Annotated in this window: 16 protein-coding genes and 6 tRNA genes; 20 read left to right on the top strand and 2 right to left on the bottom strand. The window is 51.2% G+C overall.

What is annotated here, in order from left to right; all coding sequences use genetic code 11:
• Positions 1-132: 132 nt before the first annotated feature.
• From nagB to ACMHLI_RS03335, 11 genes are all read left to right on the top strand, one after another.
• A complete protein-coding gene (gene nagB / locus ACMHLI_RS03385; protein WP_112169006.1) occupies positions 133-933 on the top strand; it encodes a glucosamine-6-phosphate deaminase in 801 nt (266 codons plus the stop codon).
• Between the two features lie 78 nt (positions 934-1,011).
• Positions 1,012-2,151, top strand: a complete 1,140-nt coding sequence (gene nagA / locus ACMHLI_RS03380; protein WP_413528298.1) for an N-acetylglucosamine-6-phosphate deacetylase — start codon at positions 1,012-1,014, stop codon at positions 2,149-2,151.
• 20 nt (positions 2,152-2,171) lie between these two features.
• A complete protein-coding gene (gene nagC / locus ACMHLI_RS03375; RefSeq protein WP_112169007.1) occupies positions 2,172-3,395 on the top strand; it encodes a DNA-binding transcriptional regulator NagC in 1,224 nt (407 codons plus the stop codon).
• Positions 3,396-3,452: 57 nt separating this feature from the next.
• Complete coding sequence (locus tag ACMHLI_RS03370; protein ID WP_112169008.1) at positions 3,453-4,205, top strand: HAD-IIA family hydrolase; 753 nt, start codon at positions 3,453-3,455, stop codon at positions 4,203-4,205.
• Between the two features lie 349 nt (positions 4,206-4,554).
• Positions 4,555-6,219, top strand: coding sequence for an asparagine synthase B (gene asnB, locus ACMHLI_RS03365; protein WP_112169009.1), 1,665 nt, complete (start codon positions 4,555-4,557; stop codon positions 6,217-6,219).
• A gap of 228 nt (positions 6,220-6,447) precedes the next feature.
• Positions 6,448-6,524 (top strand) — tRNA-Met (locus ACMHLI_RS03360).
• Positions 6,525-6,531: 7 nt separating this feature from the next.
• Positions 6,532-6,616 (top strand) — tRNA-Leu (locus ACMHLI_RS03355).
• Positions 6,617-6,639: 23 nt separating this feature from the next.
• Positions 6,640-6,714, top strand: a tRNA-Gln gene (locus ACMHLI_RS03350).
• Between the two features lie 65 nt (positions 6,715-6,779).
• Positions 6,780-6,854 (top strand) — tRNA-Gln (locus ACMHLI_RS03345).
• Between the two features lie 91 nt (positions 6,855-6,945).
• Positions 6,946-7,022: transfer RNA gene (locus ACMHLI_RS03340), tRNA-Met, on the top strand.
• Positions 7,023-7,074: 52 nt separating this feature from the next.
• Positions 7,075-7,149, top strand: a tRNA-Gln gene (locus tag ACMHLI_RS03335).
• A gap of 97 nt (positions 7,150-7,246) precedes the next feature.
• Here ACMHLI_RS03335 and ubiF read toward each other — a convergent pair.
• Positions 7,247-8,431, bottom strand: coding sequence for a 3-demethoxyubiquinol 3-hydroxylase (gene ubiF, locus ACMHLI_RS03330; RefSeq protein WP_413528236.1), 1,185 nt, complete (start codon positions 8,429-8,431; stop codon positions 7,247-7,249).
• Positions 8,432-8,623: 192 nt separating this feature from the next.
• Here ubiF and miaB point away from each other — a divergent pair, with 192 nt between their 5' ends.
• From miaB to ACMHLI_RS03285, 9 genes are all read left to right on the top strand, one after another.
• The gene (gene miaB, locus ACMHLI_RS03325; RefSeq protein ID WP_413528235.1) at positions 8,624-10,048 is read left to right on the top strand and encodes a tRNA (N6-isopentenyl adenosine(37)-C2)-methylthiotransferase MiaB; all 1,425 of its coding nucleotides are present in this window, start codon (positions 8,624-8,626) and stop codon (positions 10,046-10,048) included.
• 244 nt (positions 10,049-10,292) lie between these two features.
• Positions 10,293-11,363: a PhoH family protein gene (locus tag ACMHLI_RS03320; RefSeq protein WP_413528234.1), complete on the top strand. Its 1,071-nt coding sequence runs from the start codon at positions 10,293-10,295 to the stop codon at positions 11,361-11,363.
• The gene (gene ybeY, locus ACMHLI_RS03315; protein ID WP_413528233.1) at positions 11,360-11,833 is read left to right on the top strand and encodes an rRNA maturation RNase YbeY; all 474 of its coding nucleotides are present in this window, start codon (positions 11,360-11,362) and stop codon (positions 11,831-11,833) included. The genes ACMHLI_RS03320 and ybeY overlap by 4 nt, the downstream gene beginning before the upstream one ends.
• 110 nt (positions 11,834-11,943) lie before the next feature.
• A complete protein-coding gene (gene corC, locus ACMHLI_RS03310; protein WP_056771527.1) occupies positions 11,944-12,822 on the top strand; it encodes a CNNM family magnesium/cobalt transport protein CorC in 879 nt (292 codons plus the stop codon).
• Positions 12,823-12,829: 7 nt separating this feature from the next.
• A complete protein-coding gene (lnt, locus tag ACMHLI_RS03305; RefSeq protein WP_413528232.1) occupies positions 12,830-14,359 on the top strand; it encodes an apolipoprotein N-acyltransferase in 1,530 nt (509 codons plus the stop codon).
• 466 nt (positions 14,360-14,825) lie between these two features.
• The gene (locus ACMHLI_RS03300) at positions 14,826-15,722 is read left to right on the top strand and encodes an amino acid ABC transporter substrate-binding protein (protein ID WP_112169015.1); all 897 of its coding nucleotides are present in this window, start codon (positions 14,826-14,828) and stop codon (positions 15,720-15,722) included.
• Positions 15,723-15,916: 194 nt separating this feature from the next.
• Positions 15,917-16,657: an amino acid ABC transporter permease gene (locus ACMHLI_RS03295; RefSeq protein ID WP_413528231.1), complete on the top strand. Its 741-nt coding sequence runs from the start codon at positions 15,917-15,919 to the stop codon at positions 16,655-16,657.
• 2 nt (positions 16,658-16,659) lie between these two features.
• A complete protein-coding gene (gltK, locus tag ACMHLI_RS03290; RefSeq protein ID WP_112169017.1) occupies positions 16,660-17,337 on the top strand; it encodes a glutamate/aspartate ABC transporter permease GltK in 678 nt (225 codons plus the stop codon).
• Positions 17,334-18,059, top strand: coding sequence for an amino acid ABC transporter ATP-binding protein (locus ACMHLI_RS03285; protein WP_112169018.1), 726 nt, complete (start codon positions 17,334-17,336; stop codon positions 18,057-18,059). Before gltK ends, ACMHLI_RS03285 begins: the two co-directional genes overlap by 4 nt.
• A gap of 53 nt (positions 18,060-18,112) precedes the next feature.
• On the opposite strand, the gene ACMHLI_RS03280 is transcribed toward ACMHLI_RS03285, so the two are convergent.
• Complete coding sequence (locus tag ACMHLI_RS03280; protein ID WP_112169019.1) at positions 18,113-18,607, bottom strand: zinc ribbon-containing protein; 495 nt, start codon at positions 18,605-18,607, stop codon at positions 18,113-18,115.
• Positions 18,608-18,775: the final 168 nt, after the last annotated feature.

Raw genomic sequence — 18,775 nt, 5'->3', positions numbered from 1 at the left:
TGGTTTACGCTTAACAAGACCGCCTTTGAATCGAAGAACTTTGCTTTAGCTTTGTCTACGTATATCCGAAGTCATTCGTTACGACTAAGGGTATAAACAGTATATTCAATATTCTGAAACTAGAGGTACGTGATGAGACTGATTCCTTTAAACACCACCACTGAAGTTGGCAAATGGGCTGCACGACATATCGTTGAACGTATCAATGCCTTCAAACCGACTGCCGAACGTCCTTTCATTCTGGGCCTTCCTACCGGTGGTACCCCACTTGAAGCTTACAAACACCTAATCGCTATGCATAAAGCAGGCCAGGTTAGCTTCAAAAACGTCGTAACCTTTAATATGGATGAATATGTTGGCCTGCCACAGGAACACCCTGAGAGCTATCATACCTTCATGTACAAAAACTTCTTTGATCACGTTGATATTCCAAGCGAAAACATCAACCTGCTGAATGGTAATGCGCCAGATATTGACGAAGAATGTCGCCAGTACGAAGCAAAAATTAAATCCTACGGCAAAATTAACCTGTTCATGGGTGGTGTGGGCAACGACGGTCACATTGCTTTCAACGAACCTGCTTCTTCGCTGGCTTCCCGTACGCGTATCAAAACGCTGACGCACGAAACCCGTATCGCGAACTCCCGTTTCTTCGACAACGATGTGTCTCAGGTGCCAAAATACGCCCTGACCGTTGGCGTGGGTACGCTGCTGGATGCAGAAGAAGTGATGATTCTGGTTACCGGTCACGCGAAAGCGCAGGCTCTGGAAGCGGCGGTTGAAGGCAACATTAACCACATGTGGACCATCAGCTGTCTGCAACTGCACGCTAAAGCCGTGATGGTATGTGACGAACCGTCCACCATGGAACTGAAAGTCAAAACTGTTAAATATTTCCGCGAGTTAGAAGCGGAAAATATGAAAAATCTTTAATTTAACTGAATCCCCAAAATCATTTGAGTCGCAGCTGTGATGGCTGCGGCTCGAAAGATGAAGGGGAATGGGGGCATGATGTACGCTTTAATTAACTGCCGGATTTATACCGGTCACGACGTTTTGGATAACCACGCAGTCGTGATTGCCGATGGCAAAATCGAACGTGTCTGTCCGGTCAGCGAGCTGCCGGCAAATGTGGAAACCCGCAGTCTGGACGGTGCCATTCTTGCCCCCGGATTTATCGATCTGCAACTGAACGGTTGCGGTGGCGTGCAGTTCAACGATTCTCTGGAAGCTATTTCCATAGAAACGTTAGAAATCATGCAGAAAGCCAACGAAAAATCCGGCTGTACCAGTTTCCTGCCGACGCTTATCACCTGTAGCGATGACTACATGAAACACGGTATCAGCGTCATGCGCACTTATCTGGAAAAATATCCAAATCAGGCGCTGGGTCTGCACCTCGAAGGGCCATATCTGAGCCCGGTGAAAAAAGGCACCCACAATCCGGCCTTTATCCGCCTGCCAGACAGCGCGATGATTGATTTTCTGTGTGCCAACGCCGAGGTGATTACCCAACTCACCATCGCCCCCGAGCAGGTCGATGCAAATTACATTCGCCAGCTGCGTGATGCGGGCATTGTGGTGTCAGCAGGCCATTCCAACTCAACGTATGAGCAGGCGCGCGCAGGTTTTGCCGCCGGAATCTCCTTTGCTACGCACCTTTATAATGCAATGCCGGCCATTACCGGCCGCCAGCCTGGCCTGATTGGTGCAATTTTTGATACGCCAGAAGTCTATACCGGTATCATCGCCGACGGTCTGCACGTGGACTGGGCGAATATCCGCAACGCGAAAAAGCTTAAAGGCGACAAGCTGGTACTGGTCACTGATGCTACCGCGCCAGCGGGTGCAAATATTGATGAGTTCATTTTTGCCGGTAAAACAATATACTACCGTGATGGACTCTGTGTGGACGAGAACGGAACACTGAGCGGCTCGGCGCTGACGATGATTGAAGCGGTACAAAACAGCGTCGAACATGTCGGGATCGCGTTGGATGAAACATTGCGTATGGCATCACTTTATCCGGCACGTGCGATTGGTTTCGATGACCGATTAGGCAGCATCGAAGCAGGTAAAGTCGCCAACCTCACCGCGTTCACTCATGATTTTAAAATCACAAAAACTATCGTTAACGGTGACGAAGTTTAATTGAGCGGATAAAAGTATTGATGACAACTGGCGGACAGCAGGCACAAATCGGCAACGTTGATCTGGTTAAGCAGTTAAACGGCGCGGCGGTTTACCGCCTGATTGATCAGCAGGGGCCCATATCGCGCATTCAGATTGCCGACGTGAGCCAGCTCGCGCCCGCCAGTGTTACCAAAATTACCCGACAGTTACTTGAGCGCGGCCTGATTAAAGAGGTGGAACAACAGGCGTCCACCGGGGGCCGTCGCGCCATATCTATCATCACCGAAGCCCGCCCGTTTCATACCATTGCTGTCCGTCTGGGACGCCATGACGCAACCATCACACTCTACGATCTGAGCGCTAAATCACTGGCCGAACAACATTACGCCCTGCCGGAACGCACTCAGGAAACGCTGGAGAACGCACTGTTTGAGTCGATCGCGCAATTTATCGAGCTGAATCAACGCAAAATTCGCGAGCTCATTGCCATTTCCGTCATCCTTCCTGGCTTAGTCGATCCGAATAAAGGCATCGTTCGCTACATGCCGCATATCAGCGTCGGTGCGTGGAAGTTAGTGGATGCACTGGAAGCCCGGTTCAAAGTGACCAGTTTCGTTGGCCACGATATTCGAAGTCTGGCTCTCGCCGAGCACTACTTCGGTGCAACCCGCGACTGTCAGGATTCTATTTTGGTTCGTTTACATCGCGGAACGGGTGCCGGGATTATCGTTAACGGACAGATATTCCTCGGCAGTAACGGCAACGTCGGTGAGATCGGACACATCCAGATAGACCCGTTGGGCGAGCGCTGCCATTGCGGGAATTTCGGTTGTCTGGAAACCGTCGCCGCCAACGCCGCCATCGAAAATCGCGTGCGTCATCTCCTGACCCAGGGCTATGCCAGCAAGCTCAGCCTCAATGACTGTTCGATTACCGCTATTTGCAAAGCGGCAAACCGCCATGATGCGCTGGCCACGGAAGTCATCGATCACGTCGGGCGCCAGTTGGGTAAAGCGGTATCTATTGCCATCAACTTGTTTAACCCGCAGAAAGTGGTGATCGCCGGTGAAATTACCGAAGCCGATAAAGTGCTGCTGCCTGCCATTCAGAACTGTATCAATGCGCAGGTGCTGAAGGATTTCCGCCGTAATTTGCCGGTGGTGACCTCGGAACTGAATCATCAGTCGGCGATTGGCGCCTTTGCGCTGGTTAAACGCGCGATGCTCAATGGTGTTCTTTTACAGCGTCTGCTGGAAAATTAAGACGTGCTATAGTCTTTGGCTGCCAGAAATGGAGCTGGAAAAGTGGGTTTAGAAATCATGACGATAAAGAATGTAATCTGTGACATTGATGGCGTGCTATTGCACGACAACACCGCAGTACCCGGCGCAGACAAATTTCTCGCCCGTATTCAGGAACAGGGAATGCCTCTGGTCATTCTCACTAACTACCCTTCCCAGACCGCGCAAGATCTGGCAAACCGCTTCAGCGCAGCAGGTCTGGATGTGCCGGAAAGTGCCTTCTTTACCTCGGCAATGGCCACCGCTGATTTCCTGAAACGTCAGGAAGGCAAGAAAGCCTACGTCGTTGGCGAAGGTGCGCTGATCCACGAATTATATAAAGCCGGTTTCACCATTACCGACATCAATCCTGACTTTGTGATTGTTGGCGAAACCCGCTCTTATAACTGGGACATGATCCATAAAGCAGCGTTCTTCGTCGCCAACGGTGCGCGCTTTATCGCCACGAATCCGGATAACCACGGCCACGGATTTACCCCGGCCTGTGGCGCGCTGTGTGCCCCTATCGAAAAAATCACTGGCCGCAAACCCTTTTATGTTGGTAAACCGAGCCCGTGGATCATCCGCTCTGCCCTAAATAAAATGCAGGCGCATTCTGATGGCACGGTGATTGTCGGCGACAATTTGCGTACTGATATTTTGGCCGGTTTTCAGGCGGGTTTAGAAACCATTCTGGTGCTGTCCGGCGTTTCTACACTGAACGATATTGAGGGGATGCCTTTTCGCCCGACGTGGATTTATCCTTCGGTTGCCGATATCGACATCATTTAATGTCATGTGTTAAGTCTTTGAAAACGAGTCAGGACGCCTGTTCTGGCTCGTTTTTTTTCGTCTTATTGATTGTTTTATATCCACTTTCCTGTTTTTTTGCTGCCATCTCAATTTTTCGCAATATAAATGACGATTCATCAATAATTCCATCACTAAACTGATAATTCGCTAAAGATCTTCATCCCCGAACATACTATTTCTCAGAAGAGTGTTAAACCGCTTGCACAGCATGGGGGTTTTGACGCATTTTCATAGTCAGCAACGCAACATCGCCAGACTAAAACAGAAAGAACGGCAACGTTGACCCTCATAAAAATGACAGCCAGAGAAACGTTAGGGAGAAAGACTTATGTGTTCAATTTTCGGTGTGCTCGATATTAAAACTGACTCCGTCGAGCTGCGCAAAAAAGCGCTGGAACTTTCGCGCCTGATGCGCCACCGCGGACCAGACTGGTCCGGCGTATTTGCCAGCGATAAAGCGATTTTATCGCACGAGCGTCTGTCGATTGTCGACGTCAACAACGGCGCGCAACCGCTGTACAACGCAGCACATACCCACGTTCTGGCCGTTAACGGTGAAATCTACAACCATCAGGCACTGCGCGCTGAGTTAGGCGACAAGTATGAATTCCAGACTGCGTCTGACTGCGAAGTCATTCTGGCGCTGTATCAGGAAAAAGGTCACGACTTCCTCGATGAGCTGCAAGGCATGTTCGCCTTCATTTTGTATGACACAGAAAAAGATGCATACCTGATTGGCCGTGATCATCTGGGCATCATCCCGCTGTACATGGGCTACGACGAACACGGCAACATGTATGTGGCTTCCGAAATGAAAGCGCTGGTGCCGGTTTGCCGCACCATTAAAGAGTTCCCGGCAGGCAGCTATCTGTGGAGCCAAGACGGCGAAATCCGCGAATATTACCACCGCGACTGGTTCGATTATGACAATGTTAAAGACAACGTCACTGATGCTAAAGCACTGAAAGACGCGCTGGAAGAGTCCGTAAAAAGCCACCTGATGTCCGACGTGCCTTACGGCGTACTGCTCTCCGGTGGTCTTGATTCCTCGGTGATTTCTGCGATTACCAAGAAATTTGCCGGTCGCCGCATCGAAGATAAAGATCAAAGCGAAGCCTGGTGGCCGCAGCTTCACTCCTTTGCCGTCGGTCTGGAAGGTTCTCCGGATTTGCGCGCTGCACAGGAAGTCGCCACGCATTTAGGCACCGTGCACCATGAAATTCATTTCACCGTGCAGGAAGGTCTGGACGCTATCCGCGATGTGATTTATCACATCGAAACGTACGACGTGACCACTATTCGCGCCTCAACGCCGATGTATCTGATGTCTCGTAAAATCAAAGCAATGGGCATCAAAATGGTGTTATCCGGCGAAGGTGCCGATGAAGTGCTGGGCGGTTACCTGTACTTCCATAAAGCACCAAACGCCAAAGAATTCCATGAAGAAACCGTGCGTAAACTGCTGGCACTGCATATGTATGACTGCGCGCGTGCCAACAAAGCGATGTCAGCATGGGGCGTGGAAGCGCGCGTACCGTTCCTGGACAAAAAATTCCTCGACGTGGCTATGCGCCTGAACCCGAAAGACAAAATGTGTGGCAACGGAAAGATGGAAAAACATATCCTGCGGGAATGTTTCGAGTCTTATTTACCGCACAGCGTCGCATGGCGTCAGAAAGAACAATTCTCCGACGGCGTGGGCTACAGTTGGATCGATACGTTAAAAGAAGTGGCGTCTCAGCAGATCACCGATCAACAGCTCGAAACGGCGCATTTCCGTTTCCCTTACAACACGCCAACGTCTAAAGAAGGCTATCTGTACCGCACGATCTTTGAAGAGCTGTTCCCGGTACCAAGCGCCGCAGAATGCGTCCCTGGCGGTCCTTCAGTGGCCTGTTCTTCAGCGAAAGCAATCGAGTGGGATGAAGCGTTTAAAAACATGGATGACCCTTCCGGCCGTGCAGTAGGCGTTCATCAGTCTGCTTATAAATAACCGATTGTCGGGTTAATCTCTTTCTCATAAATGGGCCTCTTTAGGTCCATTTTTTTATGTGTAAAGCCAGTAAAAATAATGTCTTTTGCCCAATTAATCACCAGAGTGGTTATAAGCCAGACAAATGGACGCCGTCAGGGCTTTTTCTCCAAAAAAGGTGTTGACGCAAATCGGTCATATACGCATAATGCGCCCCGCAACGCCGATGAAGGTAGCGCGAAAAAAGATGGCTACGTAGCTCAGTTGGTTAGAGCACATCACTCATAATGATGGGGTCACAGGTTCGAATCCCGTCGTAGCCACCATCTTTTTGCGGGAGTGGCGAAATTGGTAGACGCACTAGATTTAGGTTCTAGCGCCGCAAGGTGTGCGAGTTCAAGTCTCGCCTCCCGCACCATTTCCAGACATCGGTAGCACAGTTGGGGTATCGCCAAGCGGTAAGGCACTGGTTTTTGATACCAGCATTCCCAGGTTCGAATCCTGGTACCCCAGCCATTTCTTTCCTCGTCATATTTTTGATATGTGAGTGAAGAAAACCCAGTTTGAAGAAGTTGTACTGTTGGGGTATCGCCAAGCGGTAAGGCACTGGTTTTTGATACCAGCATTCCCTGGTTCGAATCCAGGTACCCCAGCCATACTTCTCTCTTTTAATTGGTAAGCACTTGAAATTTATTATTAAGTTAGTTAAATTAGTGCTTGAAGTTTTGAAGTAAATCAGTAAAATTTGGCTACGTAGCTCAGCTGGTTAGAGCACATCACTCATAATGATGGGGTCACAGGTTCAAATCCCGTCGTAGCCACCATTTTACAACTGAGCGTTTTAAGCAGGTTGTAGAAAGAAGTAAGAAACACCATTGGGGTGTCGCCAAGCGGTAAGGCTCTGGTTTCTGATACCAGCATACCCAGGTTCGAATCCTGGCACCCCAGCCACATTAGAAAGGCCCGAATATATTCGGGCCTTTTGCTTTTCTGCTATTTAAAAACAGATTCAAAAGGCTGATCGTTTTTTAACGTCAGCCTTTTTTCATTAAATCCCCAGTGCGTATTTTAATGCTCTGGTTTTCAGACCACCTGCCCGCTCAGCAGTCATCAGCGCCAGATTACGCAACACTTTTACCGGCGCTAAATCATTGCTGAAAGCGGTATAAAACAAGTCCATTCCGCTTTGCATCATCAAATTATCCAGACGGCGCTGGCGCTGATAGCGCAGCAACACGCGCTCACTGCCCCACGCTTCACCGCCCTCTCGTGCTTTTTCAAGCACCGACAGCAACGCGTCGACATCCCGATAACCGAGATTTACGCCCTGTCCGGCCAGCGGATTAATGGTATGTGCCGCATCGCCCACCAGCGCCAGCCCCGCTAAGACATAACGCTGCGCATGACGCCGGACCAGCGGGAAAGCGCCCGAAGACAACGCGGTGACCTTCCCAAGCCGTGCCGGAAATGCCTGCATGACTTCGGTGGTCAGTTGTTTCATGCTCAGCGTTTGCAGATAACGGATACGCTGCGGGCTGTCGTACCAGACCAGCGATGCCTGATGGTCAAACAGCGGCAAAAATGCACGCGGGCCTGAAGGGAAAAATTGCTGCCAGGTGACATCCTGATCTGGCGTTTCGGTCTCGACGTTAATCAGCATACAGTTCTGCCGGTATTGCCAGCCATCCACGCCGATCCCTGCCAACTGGCGCACCAGCGAATTCGCACCATCGGCGGCGACCACCAACTGCGTGTGCAGCAGTTCACCCGTCGTCAGCTGAAGCGACCAGGTTTTGTCGTCATGCTGTAAAAGATGGCGCAGCTTGGCTGGGCAAAAGCGGGTCAGATTTGAGAAACCATCAAATTGCTGCCATAGCGCCCGCTGGAGCACGCGGTTCTCGACCATGAATCCCAGCTCCGGCAGCCCGAGTGATTGCGCATCAAACTTTACTTCGGAACCATCGACCTCCCAGGTTTCCAGCCGACGGTATGGCACAGAGCGCATTTGCTCAACAGCTGGCCATGCGCCAAGTTTCCTGAGAAAACGCACCGACGCGCAGCCAATAGCGGAAATTCTTAAATCAGCGGACGCTGACGGGTCAAACACGGCAGGCTCTTCATTCTCGATTAATGCCACTTCAAGCCCCTGCTGCGCAAGTCCCAGAGCCGCAGCGGCGCCTACCATGCCACCGCCGACGATCACGGCATCAAATAACTTCTCAGAATTATTCATTTTATTCCGGCTTTTTATTCAGTTCATTAAACAAAGTGTACCGGATTTTTGAGTCAGCATCAGGACCTAAGCTGCTTTCCTGCGCTGGTCACCACCGGAGTGAGGGTTTACAATAGTGCTTCTGAATTGCGCTCTGCGCTGCGGCATTGCCAAACACCCGTATTTTCCTTCGTTTTGAGTACTGACACGCTGATGACTAAAAAACTGCACATAAAAACCTGGGGCTGCCAGATGAATGAATATGATTCATCCAAAATGGCCGACCTTCTCGAAAGCACCCACGGTTACCAGCTCACAGATAATGCCGAAGAGGCGGATATTCTGCTGCTGAACACCTGTTCAATCAGGGAGAAAGCGCAGGAGAAAGTGTTCAGCCTGCTCGGACACTGGAAATTACTCAAAAAGAAAAACCCTGACGTGATTATTGGCGTCGGCGGCTGCGTGGCATCGCAGGAAGGCGAATTATTACGCAAGCGCGCACCGTGCGTGGATATCGTTTTCGGCCCGCAAACCCTGCACCGCCTGCCGGAAATGGTGAATCATGTCCGCGGCACGCACAGTCCGGTGGTAGACATCAGCTTTCCCGAAATTGAAAAATTCGACCGACTGCCGGAACCCCGCGCCGATGGCCCGACAGCATTCGTCTCAATCATGGAAGGTTGCAATAAGTATTGTAGCTTCTGCGTAGTGCCTTACACCCGTGGCGAAGAAGTCAGCCGCCCGTGTGATGACGTTCTGTTTGAAGTCGCTCAGCTGGCGGCACAGGGCGTGCGTGAAGTGAACCTGCTCGGCCAGAATGTGAACGCCTATCGCGGCGAAGCCTATGAAGGGGGCATCTGCACCTTTGCTGAATTGCTCCGTCTGGTGGCCACGATTGATGGCATTGACCGCATCCGCTTCACCACCAGCCACCCGGTTGAATTCACTGACGATATTATCGACGTTTATAAAGACACGCCTGAGGTGGTCAGCTTCCTGCACCTGCCTATTCAGAGCGGTTCGGATCGTATTTTAACGATGATGAAGCGTCCGCATACGGTGCTGGAATACAAATCGACTATTCGCAAATTACGCGCCGCGCGTCCGGATATCCATTTCAGCTCTGACTTCATTATCGGTTTCCCCGGCGAAACCAACGACGATTTCGAACGTACGATGGACTTGATTGCGCAGGTAAATTACGACGTCAGTTTCAGTTTCATCTATTCTCCGCGCCCGGGCACGCCGGCGGCGGACATGGTGGATGACGTCAAAATGGACGAGAAAAAACAGCGTCTGGCGCTTTTACAAGAGCGGATCACGCAACAGGTGATGCGTTTTAGCCGCGCCACGCTGGGCACCGTTCAGCGTATTCTTGTCGAAGGCACCTCGCGAAAAGATATTATGGAACTGACCGGCCGCACCGAGTGTAACCGCGTGGTCAATTTCGAAGGCACGCCGGATATGATTGGCAAATTTGTCGATGTGGAAATCGTTGATGTCTACACCAACTCATTGCGTGGCGTGGTGGTGCGTACAGAAGAGCAAATGGCGCTGCGCCTACATGAGTCTCCGCAGTCAGTCATCGCACGCACCCGTAAGGAGAATGAATTAGGCGTTGGAATGTATCAACCCTGAGCCATCACGATGATGTATGGCAGCACATTCACAGGGCGCTTCGGCGTCCTGTTTCTATTGAGAATTTGTGCAGCGCTAAGGCCTTGAGGGTTTAATTTTCCGAGAAAGGCCGCATATTCGGATGAAGGCATCTGCAACTGTCACCGCGACGCAGCATATTTTGCCAAGGGCATGTATTATTAACTCAGGTATGGTGAACGGCTGAAAGCAGTGTGCAGTCGGGTAACATCGCAACAGGTCCAGAGTGGCCCAGAGGAATAGTTTGAACGTTGTAACACAAGAGATTTTACTGGAGCCCGAAGACAATCAGCGCCTGCTGAGCCTGTGCGGGCCGTTTGATGACAACATCAAACAACTGGAACGCCGGTTGGGCGTTGAAATCAACCGTCGTGATAACGCATTTAAACTGGCCGGCAAAAGTCTGGCCGTCGCTGCCGCCGCCGACATCCTGCGTGACTTATATGTAGACACGGCGCCGGTGCGCGGTGAGACGCAGGACATCAATCCCGAAAAAATCCATCTGGCGATTAAAGAAAGCCGGGTGCTGGAACAAACCGCTGAAAGCGTACCGGATTACGGTAAATCGGTCATCATCAAGACCAAACGTGGCATGGTGAAACCGCGCACGCCAAATCAGGCGCAGTACATCGCCAATATTTTCGATCATGACATCACTTTCGGTATTGGGCCTGCGGGTACGGGTAAAACCTATCTGGCGGTAGCCGCTGCGGTTGATGCTCTGGAGCGTCAGGAAGTGCGTCGCATTCTGCTGACCCGCCCTGCGGTGGAAGCCGGTGAAAAACTCGGCTTCCTGCCTGGCGATCTCAGCCAGAAAGTAGACCCGTATTTGCGTCCGCTCTATGACGCCCTGTTCGAAATGCTTGGCTTTGAGAAGGTAGAAAAGCTGATTGAGCGCAACGTGATTGAAGTTGCACCACTGGCCTACATGCGCGGACGAACGCTCAACGACGCTTTTATCATTCTGGATGAAAGCCAGAACACCTCCATCGAACAGATGAAGATGTTCCTGACCCGTATTGGTTTTAACTCCAAAGCGGTGATCACCGGTGACGTCACCCAGATTGACCTTCCGCGCCATCAGAAGTCAGGCCTGCGCCATGCGATTGAAGTACTGTCGTCGGTCGAAGAACTGAGCTTCAACTTCTTCCACAGCGAAGACGTGGTTCGCCACCCGGTCGTGGCGCGCATTGTTGTCGCCTATGAAGCCTGGGAAGAAGAAGATCAGAAACGCCGTGATGCGATTGCCGCTGAGCGAAAACACGAACACAATTCCTCCCAACAGGTCAGTCAATGAATACGGTAATCCTCGATTTACAAATTGCCTGCGAAGATGCTGCGGGTTTACCGTCAGAAAATGACTTTCAGACCTGGCTGGAGGCGGTGCTTCCGCAGTTTCAGGAAGAATCAGAGGTAACCATCCGTGTGGTGGATATCCCTGAAAGCCATGAACTTAATATGACGTATCGTGGCATGGATAAACCGACCAACGTGTTATCCTTCCCGTTCGAAGCACCTCCGGGTATGGAGATGCCGCTGCTGGGTGATTTGATTATTTGTCGTCAGGTCGTCGAGAAAGAGGCTAAAGAGCAGGAAAAAACGTTATTGGCTCACTGGGCACATATGGTGATCCACGGCAGTTTGCATTTGCTGGGGTACGACCATATCGTTGACGAAGAAGCCGAAGAGATGGAATCGATTGAAACTGAAATCATGCAGGGGCTGGGTTATCCGGACCCGTATATTTCAGAGAAAGAAGATAACTGAGATTAGCGCAGTCAATAGCAACACGGCGGAAGGGAATTTCACCCTTGCGCCGCGTTTACTAAGCTGGCTAAATATTTTTTCACTACTACGAGTAAAACAAACCAAACGCCATGAGCGATGACCATTCACAAAATAGTGACAGCCCCAGTCCCAAGAAGGGCTTCTTTTCCCTTATCCTTAGCCAGCTTTTTCACGGTGAACCTAAAAATCGTGGCGACCTGGTTGAGCTTATCCGTGACTCAGAACAAAACGATCTGATCGACCCCGATACCCGTGACATGCTGGAAGGTGTGATGGATATCGCCGAGCAGCGCGTCCGGGACATCATGATCCCACGTTCACAGATGATCACGCTTAAACGCAATCAGCCGCTGGAAGAGTGCCTCGATGTCATCATCGAATCTGCCCACTCACGCTTCCCGGTGATCAGCGAAGATAAGGATCACATTGAAGGCATCCTGATGGCCAAAGACTTGCTGCCATTTATGCGCACAACGTCTGAGCCATTCAGCATCGATAAAGTGCTGAGAACCGCTGTGGTGGTTCCTGAAAGCAAACGTGTCGACCGCATGCTGAAAGAGTTTCGGTCCCAGCGTTACCACATGGCGATTGTTGTCGATGAGTTCGGCGGCGTTTCCGGTCTGGTGACCATAGAAGACATTCTTGAACTGATTGTCGGTGAAATCGACGATGAGTATGACGAAGCTGAGGATCTGGATATCCGCCAGCTCAGCCGCCATACCTACACCGTCCGCGCGCTGGCACCTATCGAAGACTTCAATGAAGTGTTCCAGACGAATTACAGTGATGACGAAGTCGATACCATTGGTGGTCTGGTGATGCAGTCATTCGGCCATTTACCGGCCCGTGGCGAGAGCATTGAAATTGACGGTTACCTGTTCAAGGTTGCGATGGCTGACAGCCGCCGTATCATTCAGGTTCACGTAAAAATACCGGACGACGCGCCGCAACCGATACTGGAAGAATAATTACTCCATGGCAATTGCCTCTTTATACCAACGCCAGCGGGTTCGCGTCCTGCTGGCGCTTTTATTCGGTGCCTGTGGCACATTCGCCTTTTCCCCTTATGACTTCTGGCCTGCGGCGATTGTTTCGCTTTGCGGCCTGCTGGCATTAACGTCAGACCGCCGCCCTGCGCAGTCCGCATGGGTCGGTTTCTTCTGGGGGATGGGTTTATTTGGTTCAGGCGTAAACTGGGTCTATGTCAGTATTGCGACGTTTGGCGGCATGCCGGAAGCCATCAACCTGTTTCTGGTGGTTCTGCTGGCGGCGTACCTGTCGCTTTACATCATGCTATTCGCAGGCGTATTCAGCAAACTATGGCCAAAAACGACGTGGTGGAAACTGGCTCTCGCCGCGCCTGCCTTATGGCAAATCACCGACTTCCTGCGTGGCTGGGTACTGACCGGTTTTCCGTGGCTGCAATTTGGTTACAGCCAGATCGACGGCCCGCTGAAAGGTCTGGCGCCCATCGCCGGGGTGAACGGCATTACGTTGTTGCTAACCTCCCTGAGCGGCCTGCTGGTGTATGCCCTCCTTCAGCGCCGCATCACACCGGCCGTGATTGCGCTGGCAATGCTGTTACTGCCGTGGCCGCTGCGCTATGTTCACTGGTATCAAGAACAGCCGGACAAAGCCGTGGATATAGCACTGGTTCAGGGCAACATTCCCCAGTCGATGAAATGGGATCCGAAAGCGCTGGAAAGTGCCTTGCAAACCTATCTGGATCTCAGCCGCCCCTACCTTGGCAAATCCAGGATGATCATTTGGCCGGAATCGGCGATTTCCGATATCGAATCCGATCAGCAAGCTTTCCTGAGTATGGTGGACAACATTTACCGTTCTCATGGCACGCAGCTGGTGACCGGTATTATTGATGCACGCCGTAACGAACAAGGCATGAAAGTCTACAACAGCGCGATAGTACTCGGCGGTGAACAGACTTATCGTTATCCCGATGACAACCGTTTTAATAAACATCATCTGGTACCGTTCGGTGAGTTTGTTCCGTTAGAAACGATTCTGCGCCCGCTTGCACCGTTCTTTGATTTACCGATGTCAGGCCTGACCAGTGGTGATTATGTGCAGAAACCGCTGATTGTCAGCGGCCTGAATCTCACAACGGCAATTTGTTACGAAGTGGTGTTTGGCGAACAGGTGCGCGATAACATGCAGCCTGATACCAACTTCCTGCTGACAATTTCCAACGATGCCTGGTTCGGCCATTCTATTGGTCCCTGGCAGCATTTCCAGATGGCGCGCATGCGTTCTCTGGAACTGGGACGTCCGCTGCTGCGCAGCACCAACAACGGCGTCACTGCCGTGGTGAATGCTCAGGGCGATGTGACCGCTGAAATCCCGCAGTTCACCCGTGAAGTACTGAATGTAAAAGTCACGCCGACAACCGGTATGACGCCTTATGCCCGCGTCGGCTGGTGGCCAGTCTGGTTTGCGACTCTGGTGATGGCCTCTGTCGCCCTGTGGCTTGGCCGGCGTAAAGCCTGAGTCCCTCCTATTTTCTGTACTGATAAGTCTTTAAAAACAATGCTGACTGAACAGGCGCGCTGAGCGCCTGTTCTTTTTTGTCGCATCCCCTTCCCTGTTGCCGAAAATCCCTCCCGTTAACCTGCTGCCGATTGTCCAAACGGCGGTATTAAGCGCTGACTTTTTGTTTGCCTTCGAGGTTAAATCAGGTCATCTGGCATGAGTCTTGCTTCATCTAATTGAAAGATATCTGATTAGTGATTTTTTTTGACGCTGTGCATCATTTTGATACAAAAAGGCTATTCCTCATGCACCCTCACAGTGCATAGCCGGTTAATTGCTTTGATTTGGTGCGCGTCGCGTCTCAAAAAAGAAACAATTTAGTTTCATAAATTTCACATTCAGCTATTTTCTAGCTTCATATGACGAGGCATTAGCACTTTCTGATCCCTGAGTTTGGATCCCTAATGACAGCAAGGAGTTGGACATGCAATTGCGCAAATTGGCGTTATCAGTACTGTTGGCAAGCGTTGCCGCAAGCAGCTTTGCCCACGCGGAAGAACTGACCGGCACTCTGAAGAAAATTAAAGACAATGGCGTTATCGTCGTGGGTCACCGCGAATCCTCAGTGCCATTCTCTTACTACAACAACGAACAGAAAGTCGTAGGTTATTCACAGGACTACTCCAACGCTATCGTTGACGCCGTCAAGAAGAAGCTGGACCTGCCAAACCTGCAAGTAAAAATGATGCCAATCACTTCTCAGAACCGTATCCCGCTGCTGCAAAACGGCACGTTCGATTTTGAGTGTGGTTCTACGACTAACAATCTGGAGCGCCAGCAGCAAGCCGCCTTCTCAGACACCATCTTCGTGATCGGCACCCGTCTGTTAGTCAAAAAAGGGTCAGACATTAAAGATTTTGCTGATCTGAAAGGTAAAACCGTGGTGGTGACTTCCGGGACGACCTCTGAAGTATTGCTCAATAAACTGAACGAAGAGAAGAAACTGGACCTGCGCATTATCAGCGCCAAAGACCACGGTGACTCCTTCCGTACGCTGGAAACCGGCCGTGCCGTTGCGTTCATGATGGATGATGCCCTGCTGGCTGGTGAACGTGCGAAAGCCAAAAAACCGGATAACTGGGATATCGTCGGCACACCGCAGTCGAAAGAAGCTTATGGCTGCATGATGCGTAAAGACGATGCGGAATTCAAAAAACTGGTTGATGACACCATTGTGAAGGCGCAGACCTCCGGTGAAGCCACCAAGTGGTTTGAAACCTGGTTCAAAAAACCTATTCCTCCGAAAAACCTGAACATGAACTTTGAATTGTCCGATGACATGAAAGCCCTGTTCAAAGCACCAAACGACAAAGCACTGTAATTAGTAGCAGACGGGTAGTACCGGGTATTAAAAATAAAGGCTGGCCAACCAGCTTGTGATGATGGTCCGAAAGGACAGGCAGACCGGATGCGGGGTGGTCGTTCCCCACCCCGCATTTTTTCCGTCACTCACCCACGTTTTTGGTTACGTCATCACTCAGAGGGGTAGTTTATTACCCGCGTCATGGAGTTTTTATGTCAATAGATTGGAACTGGGGCATCTTTTTGCAACAAGCCCCCTTCGGTAATACCACCTATCTGGGCTGGATTTGGAATGGATTTCAGGTCACGGTCGCGCTGTCGATTTGCGCCTGGATCATCGCTTTCTTCATCGGCTCTCTGTTCGGTATCCTGCGTACCGTTCCCAACCGTTTTCTCTCTGGCATCGGTACCTGTTACGTTGAACTCTTCCGTAATGTGCCGCTGATTGTGCAATTCTTCATCTGGTATCTGGTGGTGCCTGAGCTGCTGCCCGAAAATATCGGTATGTGGTTTAAATCAGAACTCGCGCCGGACGTGCAGTTCTTCACCTCCTCGATGATTTGTCTCGGCCTGTTTACTGCTGCCCGCGTGTGCGAGCAAGTTCGTGCCGCCATCCAGTCACTCCCGAGCGGCCAGCGTAACGCCGGTCTGGCGATGGGGCTGACGCTGCCTCAGACCTACCGTTATGTACTGCTGCCCAACGCCTATCGCGTCATCGTGCCGCCAATGACCTCAGAAATGGTCAACCTGGTGAAAAACTCCGCGATCGCCTCGACCATCGGTCTGGTCGATATGGCCGCGCAGGCCGGTAAATTGCTGGATTACTCTGCGCATGCGTATGAATCATTTACTGCCATTACCGTTGCCTACGTGCTTATCAATGCGGTGATTATGCTGCTGATGCACTTTGTAGAACGTAAAGTCCGCCTGCCGGGCAACATGGGAGGTAAATAATCATGCATGAATTTGACTGGAGTTCTATTGGCCCCGGCCTGCCCTATCTGTGGCAAGGCATGGTCATCACCCTGAAGATAACCTCACTGGCGATTGTTGTGGGTATTCTCTGGGGCACACTGCTCGCCGTGATGCGCCTGTCGACGTTTGCCCCGGTAAGATGGTTTGCAACGGCTTACGTGAACCTGTTCCGCGCCGTGCCATTGGTCATGGTGCTGTTGTGGTTCTACCTGATCGTGCCGGGCTTCCTGCAAAAAGTACTCGGCCTGTCGCCGAAAACCGATATCCGTCTGATTTCCGCGATGGTGGCGTTTGCCCTGTTTGAAGCCGCCTATTACTCAGAAATTATTCGTGCCGGGATCATAAGTATCGCACGCGGGCAATCTTCCGCCGCGCTGGCGCTGGGTATGACACAGTGGCAGTCAATGAAGCTGGTTATTCTACCGCAGGCTTTCCGCGCAATGGTGCCTTTGCTGCTCACTCAGGCGATCGTTCTGTTCCAGGATACCTCGCTGGTTTACGTGCTGGGCCTCGCAGACTTCTTCCGCAGCGCCTCTAACATCGGCGACCGCGACGGTACGCTGGTGGAGATGGTGCTGTTTGCAGGACTTATTTATTTTGTTATCAGCCTTTGTGCTTCCTTGCTGGTGCGTTATTTGAAGAAAAGGACCGTTTCATGATTTCACTGAAGAATGTTTCTAAATGGTACGGGCACTTTCAGGTGCTCACCGATTGCAGCACCGAAGTTAAAAAAGGTGAAGTTGTGGTGGTCTGCGGCCCTTCCGGGTCAGGTAAATCGACGCTGATCAAAACCGTCAACGGCCTTGAGCCCGTGCAGAAAGGTGAGATTCTGGTTAACGGTACGCCGGTTAACGATAAGAAAACCAATCTGGCGCAACTGCGCGCGAAAGTGGGCATGGTTTTCCAGCATTTCGAACTGTTCCCGCATCTGTCGATCATCGACAATCTGACGCTGGCGCAGGTGAAAGTACTGAAACGCGACAAAGCGGAAGCCAAAGATAAAGGGCTGAAACTGCTGGATCGCGTGGGATTATCTGCCCACGCCAACAAGTTCCCTGGCCAGCTCTCTGGCGGTCAGCAGCAACGTGTGGCTATCGCCCGTGCGTTGTGTATGGATCCGATTGCCATGCTGTTTGATGAACCAACGTCGGCGCTCGATCCTGAGATGATCAACGAAGTACTGGACGTGATGGTGGAGCTTGCCAACGAAGGCATGACGATGATGGTGGTCACCCACGAAATGGGCTTCGCCCGTAAAGTGGCAAACCGCGTAATTTTCATGGATGAAGGGAAGATTGTGGAAGACCGTAACAAAGACGACTTCTTCAATAACCCGCAATCCGATCGTGCCCGTGATTTCCTGGCGAAAATCCTGCACTAATAAGAGAAGAGTCTGCCTGCTCCTGGCTGTTGCAGGAGCAGGCAGTCTGCAGATTAAGGCTCGAACGCGTGACGTGAGAATTCAGTATGGCCGCATTTCGGGCATTTACTGAGGATTTCTGGCGTATACACCGCAAGACTAAATTGGCAGTTTTCACACACCAGATTGCCGAGCCCCACGACCTCCCCGCTGTGATAAACCCCGTGATGATTGACGTCCTTAAAGACTTCTTTCCATTCTAGCTGGGTTTTGTCCGTCATGTCCGCCAGCTCTTTCCACAGGCTCTCTTTGATAACCCGCATAAAAACGCTGTCCGTGCCGTCATCCTTCTCCGCTTGCTGATTCTCCGTATAATTGCGGGCAAACTCATGCAAATCACGCCGCACCGCAGAGGTGAGCTGTTCAATCTGAATTTCAGACAGTTGCCCTTCGTCCTGCAGGCGGACGCGCGCATCTTGCACCAGCGCACTGATATCCCGTTCCCCATTTTTCAATCGCTCTGTCAGCGACGTCACTAACTGACGGTAATTTTGAGTAATATTGCTCATTATTTCCTCTCCTTGAACTGACATGACCGTTCGCCCGGCAGATGTTTACTTGTCTTTATTTTAGTCGTAAATCCCTGATCCGTTGTGAAGATTATCCCGGGCTGCTTCGCAGTTTGCGAATAATGGGGCATAAGGAGGCAGAAATCCCCCTTAGCCCGTCGCTGGGTG

It is taken from the genome of Rahnella inusitata (assembly GCF_965118895.1).
Taxonomy (GTDB): domain Bacteria; phylum Pseudomonadota; class Gammaproteobacteria; order Enterobacterales; family Enterobacteriaceae; genus Rahnella; species Rahnella inusitata_A.
The sequence above is the reverse complement of the archived record's forward strand: the minus strand, read 5'-3'. Positions and strand labels throughout refer to the sequence as shown.